The sequence below is a fragment of the Herbidospora yilanensis genome (assembly GCF_001570565.1).
Taxonomy (GTDB): Bacteria; Actinomycetota; Actinomycetes; order Streptosporangiales; family Streptosporangiaceae; genus Herbidospora; species Herbidospora yilanensis.
On sequence record NZ_BBXE01000014.1, the window covers coordinates 1 to 17097 of the forward strand.

Genomic DNA, 17097 nt, shown 5'->3' on the forward strand with positions numbered 1-17097 from the left:
TGCTGCGGCGGCGGCGTGTGGCGCGGCTCCTGGGGCTCGGGCGTCGCGTAGCTCGCGGGTGCGCTGACCTGTGGCTCCGCGTAGCGCGGCTCCTGGTAGGGGGACGGGGCGGCGCGGGGAGGCTCGGGCTCGTGGAAGGCCGCGGGGGCGGGGTCGGGGGTGAAGCGGGGGGAGAAGTGGTCGGGCAGGTTGCCGGTCGGGGCGACCCTTAACGGCGGCGGCTCGGCCAGGTCGTAGTCGTAGTCGCGCGGCGGCACCGGGGCGAGCTTGCCCGCTATCCGGGGCACGAACGGCCGGACCGTCGCCTCTTCGGCCTGCGGCTCGACGTAGTCGTCGGCCGACAGGCGCATCGCCTCGTCGTCGTAGGGGGAGACGTGGCGGCGGCGCGGGTCGAAGAGCCACTCGGCGTGGCGGGTGTGGCCGTTCCAGACGTACCCGAGCTTGATGCGCCACAGGTTGTCGTCGCGCTTGCAGGAGTCCCAGTCGATCTCGTCGGCGGGCACGCCGCGCCGGGTGAGGCGCTCGGCGACGAGCTCGCCGAGCGTGGGGCGGGCGGCGGCCTCGCCGGGGAGGCGGACGGCGCACCGCTGGGCCTGCTGGGCCATGTATTCGCGTTCCTGGAGCACCGGCCCCTCGAACCAGCGGACCCTCTCGACCGGGATGCCCGCCGTGGCGGCGATCTCCTCGGCGGTCTCACCGGCGCGGATCCTGGCCTGGATCTCCTTGGGACGCAACGGGCTCTCCACTTCGATCTCATATTGACCGAGACGGGAGAAGTTGCCGCGGACGGCAGCACGGAGCCGGTCGTCGACGGGCAGCGTGAAGCGGGTACCTCTCCCGGCCGTGGCCAGGACGAGATAGGTGCCGTCCTCACTCACCGCGACGAGACGGAGCTCCTGCATGCGAGTCCCTTCGTCGTGCGAAATCTTCCCCCGGACCCTTGAGTCTCTCGCGTGAGCCGGTTGCCTTCCAAGCACCGTACCCGGCATGTCCGAACATCGCCTTCTCCAGGGGCTGCGGAGGCGACATGAAGCCGGTCACATTTCCATAGGGCGGATTGGCGGCGCGGGCCACGGCCGGCCGGTGGCCGCCCGCGTCTCGCTTCGTCGCGTTCACCCTGCTATAGACGGGCTGGTTGAGCAAGCGATTCAGGGTCCTGGTCGGATTCTCGCGTGAGACGTACTGGATGGAGGTGAACTTGGGTCAACTGAACGGAGAACTAGGCGCCCAGGACACGGTCCAGGTAGGCGTTGGCGAAGAGGCGGTCCGGGTCGAGCCGGTCACGTAGTGCGAGGAAGTCAGTGAAACGCGGATATACCTGGGAAAGGTAGGCGGCGTCCGTGTTGTGCAGTTTGCCCCAGTGGGGCCGCCCGCCCAGCCCGGTCATGATCTCCTCGACGGCGGCGAAGTAGCCGGGGTTCGGCGTGCGCCGGTAGACGTGGCAGGCGATGTACGCCGAATCGCGGTCGTAGGCGGTCGAGAGCCAGGCCGTCGAGGGCGGCGTGACCCGCACCTCCACCGGGAACGAGATCCGCCACGGCGACCGCTCCACCAGGGCGCGGACCTCCCGCAGGGCGTCGGCCAGGTGGCGGCGCGGGATCGCCCACTCGGTCTCCAGGAACCGCACCTCGCGCACGCTGGTGAACACCTTGTACGCCGTGTCGGAGCTCTCCGACGTGCCGAGCACCACCCCCGACAGCCGGTTGACCGGCGGGATGATCGCGGGGAACCGCGCCCCCACCCGGTTGGCCGCCCCGAACAGGGTGTTCTCCACGAAGACGTCGTCGAGCCAGGTGCGGAACCGGCCCGGCGCGTGCTGCCCGCCGGTCGCCCGGTTGTTCCGCTTCACCAGGCACAGGTCGGTGTGGGGGAGCCAGAAGAAATCGAGGTGCTCGTTCTCCAGCGTGAGCGTGTCGAGGGCGTCGAGGATCTCCCCGAACCGCATCGGCGAACGCTGGTTGCGCAGCAGGAAGGCCGGCTCGACCCGGAAGGTCACCGCCGTCACCACGCCCAGCGCCCCCAGCCCGACCCGGGCCGCGTCGAACAGGTCGCCCTCCGAGACCGTCACGGTCGAGCCGTCGGCCAGCACGAGGTCGAGCGCGGTCACCTGGTCGGCCAGCCCGCCGACCGACCGGCCGGAGCCGTGGGTGCCGGTCTGGACGGCGCCCGCCACGGTCTGGAGGGTGATGTCGCCCATGTTGGCCAGCGCCAGCCCGCGCCGGTCGAGCTCGACGTTCAGCACGTGGATCGGCGTGCCGGCGGCCACGGTGACGGTGTCGTCGCCGATCGACAGGATCCCGGTCAGGCCCTCGGGCCGGAGCATGATCCCGTCGGTGAGGGCCACGCCCGTGAAGGAGTGGCCCGTGCCGACCATGCGGACCGTGCGGCCCTGCCGCCCGGCGGCGGTCACCGCCTCGGCGACCTCGGCGGGTGAACGGGGCGTGCGCGTCTCAGCCGGAGTGATCGACTGGTTGCCCGCCCAGTTCGTGAACGTCATGAACGCGAACGATACTCAGAAACGACCGGCGTGCGTAGCCACCCGGATCCCAGCAGGCCCACGAGGGCCGCCAGCAGGGCGCAGCCGAAGGCGAAGCCGTAGGCGTTGGAGGCGCCGAAGGTCTCCGCCAGGTGCCCGCCCGCCCACGCGCCGATGGCCACGCCGAACCCGATCGAGGTCGACAACCACGACATGCCCTCGTTGAGCTGCGGGGCCGGGACCAGCCGCTCGATCAGCGAGAAGCCGGTGATCAGGGTGGGCGAGATGGCCAGGCCCGCGAAGAACAGCGCGACCGCCATCGGGGCCGGCTCGCCGATCAGCACGATCGGGGTCAGGCCGACGGCGAATACGCCCAGGCCGCGCACGAACCGGCTGCGGAGGGTGAGCTTCCAGGCGCGGGAGCCGTACCAGAGACCCGAGACCATCGACCCGGCGCTGAACGAGGCCAGCAGCAGCCCCGCCACGGCCTTGTGCCCGTGCTCCTGGGCGAACGCCACGGTGACGATGTCGACCGTGCCGAACACCGCGCCCATGCCGAGCAGGACGACCGACAGCAGCGCCACACCCGGGATCGCGATCGGCGAGCCCCGGTGCTCCCGGTGCCGCACGACCGGCGGCTGGCTCGACTTGAGCAGCGAGAACGCCAGGGTGCCCGACACCGCCAGGACGACGGCGACGATGAGACCGGCGTACACGTTGAGCGAGGTGGCCACCAGCGCGGTGAAGGCCGGGCCGGTGACGAAGATGACCTCGTCGGCGACCGACTCGAACGAGAACGCGGTGTGCAGCCTGGCCGGGTCGTCGAGCAGGTGCGACCAGCGCGCCCGCACCATCGACCCGAGCTGCACCGCCGTCATGCCGGCCAGCGCGGCGGCGGCGAACAGCGTCCACACCGGGGCCTCGGCGTGGGCCAGCAGCATCAGCGCCACCAGCGCGCCGCCGTGCGCCAGCACGGCCGGCACGACGATCCGGGCCTGCCCGAAGCGGTCGCTCAGCCGCCCCATGACCGGCGCGCCCACCGCGGTGGCGAGAGCGAAGGCGGCCGCGACGGCGCCCGCCGTCGCGATGGATCCGGTGACCGCCGAGACGAGCAGGGTGATCCCGATGCCCAGCATGGACATGGGGATACGCCCGACGAAACCGGAGATGACGAAGCCCTTCGCACCTGGCGTGCGGAACAGACCTCGATACGTACGCATGAGAGCAGTCCTCTACCCGTTCCCAAGCGTCCGGGCGAGCCGATGACGGCTGCGGCCATGGGGGATTGGGATGGCACGCGGACGACTACTGCTTACTCCCCTTGAAACTCTTCTGACCATGGCTCACGGCCGATGTGGATGGCAAGTGAGTTTCCGGTCGATAAGGTACCAACGTGAACCAGGCTCCCCGTCATCCCCGGTTCACGCCGCTCCGTGCCCTCGTGACCGGGCTCGCCGCGACCATCGTGCTGACGGTTGCCGCCGGCGGTGTGTTCCTCCTCAACGACACCGGCCGTCCCGTCTCCGGCGAGGCCGCCGTGTCGCCACCGCCGCCGGCCGCGCCGCCCCAGCCGATCGCGCCGTCGGCGCCGCCCCGGCAGATCGGCGGGCCGGGCGTCCCGGTCACCCCGCCGCAGTTGCTCGGCATCGCGCCGCGGCCGGTGCCCCAGGAGACGGTGCTGCGCATCGCCAAGGTGAAACACGTCGAGAAGGTCGCCCTGGTGGGCGGCGGCGGGGTCAGGTTGTCGGGCCACCCGCTGCAACTGCTCGCGGTCGAACCGGCCCAGTTCCGTTCCTGGACGCCCGAGCCGGTCGCCCAGCATCCGGAGGTGTGGAGCGCCATCGCGCGCGGCGAGGTGGTCGCCGACCCGGCCGTGATGAAGCGGCTCGGCATGGTGCTCGGCAAGGAGTACCAGGTCGACAACGGCCCCCGCCTGCGCATCGCCGCCTCGGCCCACCTCGGCTTCCCCGACATCGACGGCCTGATCTCCAAGGACCTCGGGGCGCGGCTCGGCTTCTCCGACGGCGTCGTGGTGCTCGTGCACGGCGACAACGTGAGCGGGACGCGGGTCCGCAAGCTGATGGGCGACGGCTCCAGCGTCGTGCCCATCGGGAAGGTCAAGGAGGAGGCGGCGCGGCAGCCCGCCGCCCGGACCACCCTCGTCGGCCGCCCGGCCAGTTACCTGGAGCTGTACCAGAAGGCGGCGGCCGTCTGCCCGGGGTTGTCGTGGACGGTCCTGGCCGCGATCGGCCAGGTCGAGAGCGGTCACGGGCGCAACAACGGGCCCTCGTCGGCCGGGGCCCTCGGGCCGATGCAGTTCATGCCGGCCACCTGGCGGGCCTACGGCGTCGACGGCGACGGCGACGGGGTGGCCGACATCTGGAACGCCTACGACGCCGTGCCCGGCGCGGCCAACTACCTGTGCGCCACCGGCGCGGCCGGTGGCGGCGAGAGCCTCAGGAAGGCCGTGTGGGCCTACAACCACTCGTGGGACTACGTGAACAAGGTGCTGGGACTGGCCGGCGCCTACGCCCGCGCCTACCCCTGAGGCCGAGGGCGCGAGGGAGCGGGGCAGCAGGTGACCGGACAGGCCGTCGGCTCGGGCTCGTTCATCAGGTCGCGGATCATCTCGACGAACCTCGGGTGGGTGCCGGCCGTGCCCGCGCGGGCCAGGCGCATGCCCAGCTCGCCGGCGCGGTCGCGGGCCTCGACGTCGAGGTCGTAGAGCACCTCCATGTGGTCGGAGACGAACCCGATCGGCACCAGCACGACCGACTCGACCCCCTTGGCGTGGAGGGTCTCCAGGTGGTCGCACACGTCGGGCTCCAGCCACGGGATGTGCGGCGGCCCGCTGCGGCTCTGCCAGACCAGGTCGAAGTCGCCGGCCCCGACCTCGGCGGCGACCAGCGCGGAGGCCTCCCGCAACTGCCGCTCGTACCCGTTGCCCCGCGGCCCGGCCGAGGCGGCCATCGACACCGGGATCGAGTGGGCCGTGAACACCAGCCGCGCCTCGCCGCCGACCTCGGCGAGGGCCGCGCGGGTGCGGTCGGCCATGGCCGCCACGAACCCCGGATGGTCGTAGAAGTGGCGCATCTTGACCAGCTCGGGGCCGCCGGGCACCGCCGCGGCGGCCCGCGCGATGTCCTCGCGGTATTGGCGGCAACTCGAATAGGACGCCGTGGCCGCCGTCGCGAACGCCGCCGCCTTCCGGACCCCGTCGGCCTTCATCTGGGCGACGGTCTCCTCCAGGAAGGGGTGCCAGTTGCGGTTGCCCCAGTAGACCGGCAGGTCGACGACCTTGCGCAGCTCCTCGACCAGCGCCCGGTTCTGCGCGTTGATCGGGCTGGCCCCGCCCATCGACTGATAGTGGGCCTCGACCTCCAGCAGCCGCTCGGGCGGCACACCCCGTCCGCGCACCACGTTCTCCAAGAACGGGAGCACGTCCTCGGGCCGCTCGGGCCCGCCGAACGACAGCACGACGATCGCGTCGTAGTTCCCCATGTGCCCAGCTTAGGGGGGTAGGTTCGACGGATGAGCTCGATCTTCCAGGATGTGCGTGACTACGTCGCCGTCCCCCGGACGGCGTCGTTGCGACTCGCCCCCGACGGCTCCCGGCTCGTGGCCGTCACGCAGTCCCTGAACCCCGACCGCAAGAGCTACGGCACCGCGATCTACGACATCCCCCTCGACCCGTCCGGCGAGCCCACCCGGCTGACCCGGTCGGCGAAGGGAGAGGGAGGCGCCGTCTTCACCCCGGACGGCGACCTGCTCTTCGTGTCCGCCCGCCCCGACCCCGCCGAGAAGGACGCGGACGACCGGCCCGCCCTGTGGCTCCTGCCGAAGACGGGCGAGGCCCGCCGCCTGGCCACCCGCCCGGGAGGGATCTCCGGCGTGCGGGCCGGCGGCTCCTCGATCGTGTACGCCGCCGACGTCTTCCCCGGCGACCTCGACTCCGAGCGCGACCGCCGCAAGGAACGCGAGGAGGCCGGGATCAGCGCGATCCTCCACGAGGGCTACCCGGTCCGCTTCTGGGACCACGACATCGGCCCCGGCGGCCCCCGGTTGTTCTCGCTGGAGCACGGCGACCTGACCCCCGACGCGGGCAACGCCCTGCAGCGGACCTCCTTCGACGTCACCCCCGACGGCGCGACCGTCGTGGCGCTGTGGCGCGACGACTTCCCCGGCGGCGACTACCGCGCCCGCGTGGTCGCGCTGACGGGCGGCGAGCGCCGGGTCCTGGCGAGCGACGACGACCACAACTTCGAGGGCCCCGTCGTGGTCTCGCCCGACGGCCGCTACATTGCGTGCCACCGTGAGCGCCTCACCTCGGAGACGGTCTCGGCCAGGGGCGAATTGTGGCTGATCGACCTGGAGACCGGCGACCAGCGCGCCCTGGGCGACTCCGGCTACTCGATCGCCTGGGCCCCCGACTCCTCCTTCCTGTACGCCGCCTGCGACGACCGCGGCCGCCGCCCGATCTTCGCGGTGTCCCTCGACGGCGAGCGCCGCCGGGTCACCCCCGACCACGGCGCCTACACCGAGATCAACGTGGCCCCCGACGGCACCGTCTACGCCCTGCGCGGCGCGGTCGACCACCCGCCGGCGCCGGTCAAGCTCGTCGAGGGCGGTTACGTCGTCCTGCCGTCGCCGACCCCGGTCCCCGACCTGCCCGGCACGCTCACCGAGATCACCGCCACCGCGGAAGACGGCACCGAGATCCACGCCTGGCTGGTGCTGCCCGCCTCCGACGAGCCCGCCCCGCTGCTGCTGTGGATCCACGGCGGCCCGCTCGGAAGCTGGAACGACTGGTCGTGGCGCTGGAACCCGTGGATCATGGCCGCGCGGGGCTACGCCGTCCTGCTGCCCGACCCCGCCATGTCGACCGGCTACGGCCAGGAGATGATCGACCGGGGCTGGGGCGAGTGGGGCCCGGTCACCTTCGGCGACCTGATGGCCGTCACCGACGCGGCGTGCAAGCTCCCCGAGATCGACGAGACCCGCACCGCCGCCATGGGCGGCTCGTTCGGCGGCTACATGGCCAACTGGGTGGCCGGCCACACCTCCCGCTTCAAGGCGATCGTCACCCACGCCTCCCTGTGGAACCTCGACCAGTTCGCCGGCACGACCGACGTCTCCTCCTACTGGCAGCGCGAGTTCGGCCTGCCCGGCTCGCCGCGCTACGAACGCCTGTCGCCGCACCACCGGCTCGACCGGATCAGCACGCCGATGCTGGTCATCCACGGCGACAAGGACTACCGCGTGCCGATCGGCGAGGCCCTGCGGTTGTGGTGGGACCTCCAGCGCACGGGGGCCGAGGCCAAGTTCCTGTACTTCCCCGACGAGAACCACTGGATCCTCAAGCCCGGCAACACCGTCGCCTGGTACGAGACGATCCTCGCCTTCCTGGCCCACCATGTGCGGGGCGAGGAGTGGCGGCGGCCCGGCTCGGTGGCCTGACCCCCGCGTCGTGAGGACCGAGGCGCGAAACGAGCCGTTCAACCGGCCTCGATAGCCTGGGCGCATGCCGCTGAACCCGGACAAATTCCTCGATCTCGCCCGGAGCATCGCGATCGAGGCGGGCGACCTGCTCCTCGCCGAACGAGCCGCGCTGTCGGCCCGCCCCGAAGTGGTGGAGACCAAGTCCAGCCCCACCGACGTCGTGACCGCCCTCGACCGCGCCGCCGAGGACCTGATCCGGGCCCGGATCGCCGAGAACCGCCCCGACGACGCGATCCTCGGCGAGGAGGGCGGCGACACCCCCGGCGCGGGCGACGCACGCTGGGTCGTCGACCCGATCGACGGGACCGTCAACTTCCTCTACGGGCTGCCCGCCTGGTCGGTGTCGATCGCCGTCGAGGTCGACGGGGAGATCGTGGCCGGGGTGGTCAACGTGCCGCCGATGGGCGAGGTCTTCACCGCCGTGCGCGGCGGCGGGGCCTTCCTCGACGACCGGCCGATCACCTGTTCGACCGGGGTGCCGCTCGACCGGGCGCTGGTCGCGACCGGCTTCGGATACGCCGCCGGGCGGCGGGCCGTCCAGGCCCAGGTGCTGGCCGAGGTGCTGCCCCGGGTGCGGGACATCCGCCGCGGCGGCTCGTGCGCGGTCGACCTGTGCTCGGTGGCGGCCGGGCGGGTGGACGCCTACTACGAGCGCGGCACCAACTACTGGGACCACGCCGCCGGCGGGCTGATCGCCCAGGAGGCGGGCGCGAAGGTCGGCGGGCTGCGCGGGACGGCGTACAACGTCGAAATGGGCCTGGCCGCCGCGCCCGGGCTGTTCGGGCAGCTCCACGACCTGCTGCTGACGCTGGACCCGGAACGAGACCGGTAGGAAGACGGACCCCGCCCGGCCGGTCGGCCGGGCGGGGTCCGCCGCTGCTCGGAGTTCAGCCTGGGTCAGTCAGCGCTGAAGCGGGATGCCGTGGTCGTCGGCCAGCCTCCGAAGATCCTCGATCTCGGCGGTGAGGGTGTCGGCGAGGAAGACGTCACCGGACGACTCGGCCTCCTGGAGTCCCTTGTAGGCCTGGTCGAGCCGGGTTTCGATCGTGGTCGTGAACTCGCCCATCTCACCTTCTTTCCTATGGGGTTTCATCGAGCCGACGCGGAAGCGGACGCGCAGGCTCGGGGGTATGACCACCTCTACCCACCCCGCTTAAACGCCTAAACATGGAAATTTCTCCATCTCGGGATGCGGCTTACCGTGCACTTACGGTCACTGCCGCGAGAATGAACCCACCTGATGAAGGAGGAAGCCCGATGCGGGTGCTTGTGGTGGAGGACGAGCGGGTGCTCGCCGACGCGATCGCGACCGGTCTGCGCCGGGAGGCCATGGCCGTCGACGTCGCCTATGACGGTGCCGCGGCCCTGGAGAAGACGGGCTACATCGACTACGACGTGATCGTGCTCGACCGCGACCTGCCCAAGGTCCACGGCGACGAGGTGGCCCGGCGCCTGGTGGCGCAGCGCAGCGCCTCGCGGATCATCATGCTGACCGCCAGCGGCGACGTCGACGACAAGGTCGAGGGCCTGGAGCTGGGGGCCGACGACTACCTCGCCAAGCCGTTCGTCTTCATGGAGCTGGTGGCGCGGGTGCGGGCCCTCGGCCGCCGGTCGGCCGCCGCCCTGCCGCCGGTCCTCGAACGTTCGGGCATCCGGCTCGACCCGGGCAAACGCCTGGTCACCCGGGACGGCGGCGAGATCACGCTGACGAAGAAGGAGTTCGCGGTCCTGGAGGAGCTGCTGCGCGCCGAGGGGGCCGTGGTCAGCCAGGAGGACCTGCTCGACAAGGCGTGGGACGAGAACATCGACCCGTTCACCAACGTGGTCCGCGTGACGATGATGACGCTGCGGAAGAAGCTGGGCGAGCCCCAGGTGATCGAGACGGTGCCTGGAGTGGGGTACAAACTGTGACCGACTGGACCGAACGCAAAGAAGAGGTGACCGCGGAGCGCCCCAAGCCAGCCGACCGCATGACGTCGCCGGTGGGCACCGGCCCCTACCGGAGCCAGCAGCCCCCGCCGCCGAGCGGCCCGCCCGCCTGGGACGGGCCGCCGCCCAGCGACGCCCAGCCGGTCAGGCCGCCGCTCGCCGAGCAGGTCAAGGAGCTGGCCGGCCGCCTCAGCATCCGGTGGCGGCTGACCATCACCTACGGCGCCATGTTCTTCGCCGCCGGGGCGCTCCTGGTGTTCGTCATGTACTCGCTGGTCGGCTGGGCCATCAAGGACGCCTGGACGCCGGTGCCCCTGGGCGGCGACGTGCCGGCGGAGCTCGCGCAGATGTGGGACGACTACTGGATCGGCCAGCGCAGCGCGACCATCGAGGCGGCCCAGACCTACGTGCTCCAGCGGTCGCTGATGGCCCTGCTCGGGGTGGGCATCCTCGCCCTGATCCTCGGCTACGTCGTGGCCGACCGGGCGCTGAAGCCGGTCATGCAGATGACCGCGACCGCCCGCAAGCTCTCGGAGACCTCGCTGGCCCACGAGCGCATCGACCTCCAGGGCCCCGACGACGAGCTCAAGGAGCTGGCCGACACCTTCGACGCCATGCTCACCCGGCTCAACAGCGCCTTCGACGCCCAGCGCAGGTTCGTCGGCAACGCCTCCCACGAGCTCAGAACGCCGCTGGCGATCAACCGGACCGTCCTGGAGGTCGCCCTGTCCGACCCGGAGGCCTCCGAGGACCTGAAGGTGCTCGGCCGGACCCTGCTCGGCACCAACGCCCGGCACGAACGCCTCATCGAGGGCCTGCTGCTGCTCGCCCGCAGCGAACGCGACCTGTCGGTGCGCAAGTCCGTCGACGTCCAGGACGTCGTGAAGACCGCCGTCGACCAGCTCGCGCCCTTCGCCGCCGAAGCGGGCGTCGACGTCGCGTACGATCTCCACCCGGCCCAGGCCACCGGCGATCCGGTGCTGCTCGAACGGTGCGTCAGCAACCTGGTCGAGAACGCGATCAAGTACAACAACGAGTCCGGCGGAAAAGTCTGGGTGCGATCGGGAATCGTTGACGGGGCCTCCGTTGTTCAGGTCGCCAACACCGGCATTCTGGTCCCTGCCTACGAGGTCGACGCGCTCTTCGAGCCCTTCCGGCGGCTGCACGCCGACCGGATCGAGTCGGCCAAGGGGGCGGGACTGGGACTGTCCATCGTGCGTGCCATCGTGCGCGCCCACGGGGGGACGGTCACGGCGGTCCCGCGTGACGGCGGCGGCCTCGTGGTGACGGTGCGACTGCCGGGCTCGGCCCCCGCGGCGACTCCCTCGGCGCGGTGATCGTGCCCTGCTGCACATCCACTCGCGCAATGTGGTTGGATGTGCCGTCGAACGCGGTGGGTCATCCCGCCAATGCTGTGGTTTCGCCATATTTGGCTAACCGGAGCCGAGGTGGGGAACACCCTCGCGAGTCGGGAGGTTCAGCGTCCATTCATCCGGGGTACCGAATGCCCGGTATGGGCGCCACCCTCCCGAAGCGTCAGAGATATAGATGAGGGGGATGGAGTACGCAAATGGCTACCGACTACGACAGCCCGCGCAAGACTGACGACGACCTGAGCGAAGACAGCCTTCAGGAACTCCAGGCGCGGCGCAGCGACAAGTCGTCGGGCAGCATCGACATCGACGAGACCGATCTGGCCGAGTCGCTCGAGCTGCCGGGGGCTGACCTGTCGAACGAGGAGCTCTCGCTCCGAGTGATCCCTCGGCAGGCCGACGAGTTCACCTGTTCACGGTGCTTCCTGGTGCATCACCGCAGCCAGCTCGCCTCCGAGAAGAACGGACAGCAGGTCTGTCGCGAGTGCGCGGCCTGATTCCGGGAAGGGTCCGTTGATGGCTTCGGAAGCGGATCAGACCAGAGATCAGAACAGAGATCGCGAAGGCGACGACGAAGTCGCCGAGATCATCGGCAAGCTTGTCAGGCAGGATGAACCGGGGGAAACTGACGGCGCCGAGCGGCGCAGGCTGCTCGGCCGCCTCAGCGGGGCACTGGCCACGTCCGCCAGGAAGGCGGGCGCCAGCGGGGTCGGCCGCGGCCGCTGGCTGGCCGACCTGTTCGTGACCGTCGCCATGCGGCTGCCGATCCGCGATCTGGCGACCCTGCAGGAACATCACTACGGTCTCACCGGCGAGCAACTGGCCGACGACCTCGTCCGCACCGCGACGAAGGCCACGATGGCCGTCGGCGCCGTGGGCGGCGCCCTGGCCGCGGCGGAGTTCGCCGCGCCCCCTCTCCTCCTCTCCGCTCCGGCGCAGCTCGTCGCCGAGACCGTCGTCGTGGCCGCCATCGAGGTCAAACTGCTGGCGGAGCTCCACGAGGTCTACGGCGTGCAGGTGCCCGGCACCCGGCCCGCGCAGGCGGCGCAGTTCGCCGTCGCCTGGTCCAAACAGCGTGGGGTCGACCCCCTGACACCCTCGTCGCTCACGCTCGCCCTCGGGGCGGCGGCCAAGACCTCGCTGCGCAACCGGCTCATGCGGACCCTCGGCCGCCACCTCACCACCCTCGGCCCCTTCCTCACCGGCGCCGTCGCCGGAGGAACGCTCAACCGGCTCGCCACCAAGCGGCTGGCCCAGGCCGTGCGCGCCGATCTGCGCCGTCAGCGCGGTCTTCCCCCTGCTCCGCAGAGCTGATATCAAACCGTTACCCCATGGTCTAAACCATTCGGTAACAGGTCACGACCTGCGGGAGATCATTCTCACACTTGACGTAATGAATTGTGCACGTCGATGGGGGTATGGGCGGTTCCGGGGACCTTACGTATGGTTGTTCGTAAGGCGATAACTGGAGGGCTCATGCGTGGCACCAGCTCGTTCCTGATCGTCGCGAACCGGTTGCCGGTCGACCGTGTGGGCGAAAAACAATGGCGTCGCAGTCCCGGCGGCCTCGTGACCGCGATCGCTCCGGTGATGCAGCGGAGGGACGGGGCGTGGCTCGGCTGGCACGGCGCGGCCGGGGAGGAGCTCAAGCCGTTCGACCACGACGGGATGCACCTCATTCCCGTGCCGTTGTCGCAGCTTGAAGTCGAGTTCTATTACGAGGGATTCTCCAACGCCACGCTGTGGCCCCTCTATCACGACGTCGTCGCCACCCCCGTCTACTCGCGGGTGTTGTGGGACGCGTACCGGGCGGTGAACGACCGGTTCGCGCGGGCGGCGGCCGACGCGGCGGCCCCCGGGGCGGTGGTGTGGATCCAGGACTACCAGCTCCAGCTCGTGCCGGCGATGCTGCGCAAGCTGCGGCCCGACCTGAAGATCGGTTTCTTCCTGCACATCCCCTTCCCGCCCGCCGAACTGTTCTGGCAGCTTCCCTGGCGCAAGGAGATACTGGAAGGCCTGCTGGGCGCCGACCTCGTCGGGTTCCAGCGCCCCGGCGGCGCCTCCAACTTCGTCCGGCTCGCCCGGCGGGTGCTCAACCTGCCCGCCAGCCGCAACGAGATCCAGGTCGACGACCGGATCGTGCGTGCCGAGGCCTACCCGATCTCGGTCGACTTCGGCTCCCTCGACCAGCTCGTCCGCGAACCCCACATCATGACGCGGGCCAAGGAGATCCGGGCCGAGCTCGGCAACCCCGACCACGTGCTGCTGGGCGTCGACCGGCTCGACTACACCAAGGGCATCGGGCAGCGCCTCAAGGCCTACGGCGAACTGCTCGCCGAGGGCCGGATCGAGCCCGGCGAGGCGGTGTTCGTGCAGATCGCCACGCCCACCCGGGAACGGGTCGAGGAGTACATCCGGCTGCGCAACGACATCGAGCTCCAGGTCGGCCGCCTCAACGGGGAGTACGGCCTGTTCGGCTGGTCGCCGATCAACTACATGCACCAGTCGTACAACAGGGAGGAACTGGCGGCCCTGTACTGCGCGGCCGACGTCATGGTCGTGACGCCGCTGCGCGACGGCATGAACCTGGTCGCCAAGGAGTACGTCGCCTGCCGCCACGACCTGCGCGGCGCCCTGGTGCTCAGCGAGTTCGCCGGGGCCGCCGACGAGCTCAAGCACGCCTACATGGTCAACCCCTACGACATCGAGGGCATGAAGCGGGCCATGATGACCGCCATGCACGAACCGCCCCACGAGCTGGGCCGCCGGATGCGTTCCCTGCGCCGCCGCGTCGCCACCCACGACGTCGACCGCTGGGCCAGCGACTTCCTCAAGGGCCTCGAAGCCTGAGGGGTGAGGCACGACCGGCCTCCGGCCGGCCGCGTCTCCCGTTTCAGTCCTTGAGTTCCTCCGTCACGTCCTGGGCCATGTCCTTCCAGTTCTTCCAGCGCTTCGCCGCGGCCCTGGTGGCGACGATGCGGGTGACCTCCATGCCCAGGCCCATCACGACCGCGTAGGCGATGGCCTCGCCGAGGCTCACGTCGGGGGAGTCGACGCTGGCCGGGGGCTTCCTGCCGGTGGCCTTCTCCCAGGCGAAGGACAGGGCCTTCTTGGCGACGAAACCGACGGCCAGCCCCACCAGGCCGCCGACGATGCGCCACTGCATGTCCGGTTTCTCTTCCTTACCCGCCATGATCCCTCCTCGGTAACGACCTTATTCTGGTGCGTCCGCCAGGCCCGTACGCCATAACATCTGGTGGCATGACGACTCAGCGACCACTGCCCCCCGACAGGCCCTCCCTCGACGGCTTGGAGCAGGCGTGGGTAGACCGCTGGGCCGCCGACGACCTCTATCGGTTCGACCGGTCGCGTCCGCGCGAGCAGATCTTCTCGATCGACACGCCGCCTCCCACCGTCTCCGGATCACTCCACGTCGGCCACGTCTTCTCCTATACCCACACCGACACGATCGCCAGGTTCCAGCGGATGCGCGGCAAGGCCGTCTTCTACCCCATGGGGTGGGACGACAACGGCCTGCCGACCGAACGCCGGGTCCAGATCGTGTTCGGCGTCCGGTGCGACCCCTCGGTCCCCTACGACCCCGATTTCCAGCCGCCCGACAAGCCCGGCAAGCAGCAGGTGCCGATCTCCCGGCGCAACTTCATCGAGTTGTGCGAGCGGCTGACGGTCGACGACGAGAAGGCGTTCGAGGAGCTGTGGCGGCGCCTCGGGCTGTCGGTCGACTGGTCGATGACCTACCAGACGATCGACGCGAACGCGCGGGCGGCCTCCCAGCGGGCGTTCCTGCGGAACCTGGAGCGCGGGCAGGCCTACCTCGCCGAGGCCCCGACGCTCTGGGACGTCACCTTCCGGACCGCCGTCGCCCAGGCCGAGCTCGAAGACCGCGAGTGGCCGGGCGCCTTCCACCGCATCGCCTTCCACCTGTCGCCCGAGCAGCAGGCGCAGGGGTTCGCCGGCCGAGTCTGGATCGAGACGACCCGGCCCGAGCTGATCCCGGCCTGCGTCGCGCTGGTCGCCCACCCCGACGACGAGCGCTACCGGCCGCTGTTCGGGTCGACCGTGCGCACCCCCCTCTTCGGGGCCGAGGTGCCGGTCCTGGCCCATCACCTGGCCGAACCCGACAAGGGCTCGGGCATCGCGATGATCTGCACCTTCGGCGACGTCACCGACGTCACCTGGTGGCGCGAGCTCGAACTGCCCACCCGCGCCGTCGTCGGCTGGGACGGCCGGATGCTGCCGGACGCGCCGGAGGGCGTGAACGCGGAGCCGTACCAGGAACTGGCCGGGAAGACCATGCACAGCGCCCGCGAGCGCATCGTCGAGATGCTCGCCGCGAGCGGCGAGCTCGAAGGGCAGCCCCGGCCGGTGAAGCGGCCGGTCAAGTTCTACGAGAAGGGCGACAAGCCCCTTGAGATCGTGACCACCCGCCAGTGGTACATCCGCAACGGCGGGCGCGACCCCAAGCTGCGCTGGGAGATGCTCGACCGTGGCCGCGAGCTGATCTGGCACCCCGCCCACATGCGGGTCCGCTACGACAACTGGGTCGAGGGGCTGGCCGGCGACTGGCTGATCTCCCGGCAGCGGTTCTTCGGCGTGCCGATCCCGGTCTGGTACCAGCTCGACTCCGAGGGCGAGATCGTCTACGAGGCGCCGATCGTGCCGCCCGAGAGCATGCTGCCGATCGACCCGTCGAGCGACGTGCCGCCCGGCTTCACCGAAGACCTGCGCGGCAAGCCCTTCGGCTTCGCCGGCGACCCCGACGTCATGGACACCTGGGCGACCTCGTCGCTGACGCCGCAGATCGCGGGCGGCTGGGAGCGCGACGCCGACCTGTTCCGGCGGGTCTTCCCGATGGACCTGCGGCCCCAGGCCCACGAGATCATCCGCACCTGGTTGTTCTCCACGATGGTCCGGGCCCACCAGGAGGAGGGCGTGCTGCCGTGGAAGCACGCCGCCATCTCGGGCTGGATCCTCGACCCCGACCGCAAGAAGATGTCGAAGTCCAAGGGCAACGTGGTCACGCCCATGGGTCTGCTGGAGGAGTACGGCTCCGACGCCGTCCGCTACTGGGCCGCGAACGGCCGTCCGGGCACCGACACCACCTTCGACACCGGGATGATCAAGATCGGCCGCCGGCTGGCCATCAAGATCCTCAACGCGTCGAAGTTCGTGCTCTCCTTCGACGACAACCCCGGCGAGATCACCGCGCCGCTCGACCTGTCGATGCTGGCCGCCCTCGACGAGGTGGTCCGCGACGCCACCCGCGCCTTCGAGGCCTTCGACTACACCAAGGCCCTCGAACGGACCGAGCGGTTCTTCTGGGCGTTCTGCGACGACCACCTCGAACTGGTCAAGGCGCGCGCCTACGACGGCGACGCCTCGGCGGTGGCCGCGCTGCGGGCCGCGCTCGACACGCTGCTGCGGCTGTTCGCGCCGTTCCTGCCGTTCGTGACCGAGGAGGTCTGGTCATGGTGGCGGGAGGGCTCCGTCCACACCGCCGCCTGGCCCTCCGTCGCCGGTCGCGGCGGCGACCCCGAGGTGCTCGAAGCGGTGGCCGACGTGCTGGCGCGGGTGCGCAAGGCCAAGTCGGCGGCCAAGGTGTCGATGCGGGCCGAGGTGACCCGGCTCGACGTGCGCGGGGAGAAGGCCGAACTGGTCAGGCTCGCCCAAGACGACCTGTGCGCGGCGGGCAACGTCGAGGAGTTCGTGCTGGAGCGGGCCGAAGGCCCGCTCGTGGTCAACACCGTCCTCGAAGAAGCCTAATCCGGTTGCGCGTCCGGCCCGTTCCCGTGCCAGGCT

The 17097-nt window shown here is 70.7% G+C and carries 15 protein-coding genes; 9 read left to right on the forward strand and 6 right to left on the reverse strand.

Going from position 1 to position 17097, the window contains the following annotated elements; genetic code table 11:
* From sepH to AW273_RS04415, 3 genes are all read right to left on the reverse strand, one after another.
* Positions 1 to 902 (reverse strand): septation protein SepH (gene sepH, locus AW273_RS04405; RefSeq protein ID WP_157555563.1); only part of this gene is annotated, 902 nt, incomplete at its 3' end.
* A 317-nt stretch (positions 903 to 1219) separates the two neighbouring features.
* Positions 1220 to 2497, reverse strand: coding sequence for a D-arabinono-1,4-lactone oxidase (locus AW273_RS04410; protein ID WP_062345476.1), 1278 nt, complete (start codon positions 2495 to 2497; stop codon positions 1220 to 1222).
* Positions 2494 to 3696 carry an MFS transporter gene (locus AW273_RS04415; protein WP_062345478.1) on the reverse strand — a complete coding sequence of 401 codons (1203 nt, stop codon included), beginning with the start codon at positions 3694 to 3696 and terminating at the stop codon, positions 2494 to 2496. Before AW273_RS04415 ends, AW273_RS04410 begins: the two co-directional genes overlap by 4 nt.
* Before the next feature lie 173 nt (positions 3697 to 3869).
* Between AW273_RS04415 and AW273_RS04420 the strand changes: the two genes are divergently transcribed.
* Positions 3870 to 5024, forward strand: a complete 1155-nt coding sequence (locus AW273_RS04420; protein WP_062345480.1) for a lytic transglycosylase domain-containing protein — start codon at positions 3870 to 3872, stop codon at positions 5022 to 5024.
* On the opposite strand, the gene AW273_RS04425 is transcribed toward AW273_RS04420, so the two are convergent.
* Entirely contained in the window at positions 5015 to 5977 is a 963-nt protein-coding gene (locus tag AW273_RS04425) for a ferrochelatase (protein ID WP_062345482.1), read from the reverse strand. The genes AW273_RS04420 and AW273_RS04425 overlap by 10 nt on opposite strands.
* 30 nt (positions 5978 to 6007) lie before the next feature.
* Between AW273_RS04425 and AW273_RS04430 the strand changes: the two genes are divergently transcribed.
* Positions 6008 to 7933: a S9 family peptidase gene (locus AW273_RS04430; protein WP_062345484.1), complete on the forward strand. Its 1926-nt coding sequence runs from the start codon at positions 6008 to 6010 to the stop codon at positions 7931 to 7933.
* A gap of 64 nt (positions 7934 to 7997) precedes the next feature.
* Positions 7998 to 8807 (forward strand): inositol monophosphatase family protein, encoded by an 810-nt coding sequence (locus tag AW273_RS04435; protein ID WP_062345486.1) that lies wholly within the window; start codon positions 7998 to 8000, stop codon positions 8805 to 8807.
* Positions 8808 to 8876: 69 nt separating this feature from the next.
* Here the strand turns inward: AW273_RS04435 and AW273_RS37750 are convergent, their stop codons facing one another.
* The gene (locus AW273_RS37750) at positions 8877 to 9041 is read right to left on the reverse strand and encodes a hypothetical protein (protein ID WP_198168003.1); all 165 of its coding nucleotides are present in this window, start codon (positions 9039 to 9041) and stop codon (positions 8877 to 8879) included.
* A 191-nt stretch (positions 9042 to 9232) separates the two neighbouring features.
* Here AW273_RS37750 and AW273_RS04440 point away from each other — a divergent pair, with 191 nt between their 5' ends.
* The 5 genes from AW273_RS04440 to AW273_RS04460 all read left to right on the forward strand — a co-directional run bounded on the left by AW273_RS04440 (position 9233) and on the right by AW273_RS04460 (position 14127).
* Positions 9233 to 9886: a response regulator transcription factor gene (locus tag AW273_RS04440; protein ID WP_062345487.1), complete on the forward strand. Its 654-nt coding sequence runs from the start codon at positions 9233 to 9235 to the stop codon at positions 9884 to 9886.
* A 59-nt stretch (positions 9887 to 9945) separates the two neighbouring features.
* Positions 9946 to 11241 carry a sensor histidine kinase gene (locus AW273_RS04445; RefSeq protein WP_062346100.1) on the forward strand — a complete coding sequence of 432 codons (1296 nt, stop codon included), beginning with the start codon at positions 9946 to 9948 and terminating at the stop codon, positions 11239 to 11241.
* Between the two features lie 233 nt (positions 11242 to 11474).
* Positions 11475 to 11774, forward strand: coding sequence for a DUF4193 domain-containing protein (locus AW273_RS04450; RefSeq protein ID WP_030454398.1), 300 nt, complete (start codon positions 11475 to 11477; stop codon positions 11772 to 11774).
* Between the two features lie 19 nt (positions 11775 to 11793).
* Complete coding sequence (locus AW273_RS04455; protein WP_062345488.1) at positions 11794 to 12591, forward strand: hypothetical protein; 798 nt, start codon at positions 11794 to 11796, stop codon at positions 12589 to 12591.
* Positions 12592 to 12753: 162 nt separating this feature from the next.
* The gene (locus tag AW273_RS04460; RefSeq protein WP_062345489.1) at positions 12754 to 14127 is read left to right on the forward strand and encodes an alpha,alpha-trehalose-phosphate synthase (UDP-forming); all 1374 of its coding nucleotides are present in this window, start codon (positions 12754 to 12756) and stop codon (positions 14125 to 14127) included.
* 43 nt (positions 14128 to 14170) lie between these two features.
* Here AW273_RS04460 and AW273_RS04465 read toward each other — a convergent pair whose 3' ends face one another.
* A complete protein-coding gene (locus tag AW273_RS04465) occupies positions 14171 to 14470 on the reverse strand; it encodes a DUF4235 domain-containing protein (RefSeq protein ID WP_062345492.1) in 300 nt (99 codons plus the stop codon).
* Positions 14471 to 14538: 68 nt separating this feature from the next.
* Here AW273_RS04465 and valS point away from each other — a divergent pair, with 68 nt between their 5' ends.
* Positions 14539 to 17061 (forward strand): valine--tRNA ligase, encoded by a 2523-nt coding sequence (gene valS / locus AW273_RS04470; RefSeq protein ID WP_062345494.1) that lies wholly within the window; start codon positions 14539 to 14541, stop codon positions 17059 to 17061.
* Positions 17062 to 17097: the final 36 nt, after the last annotated feature.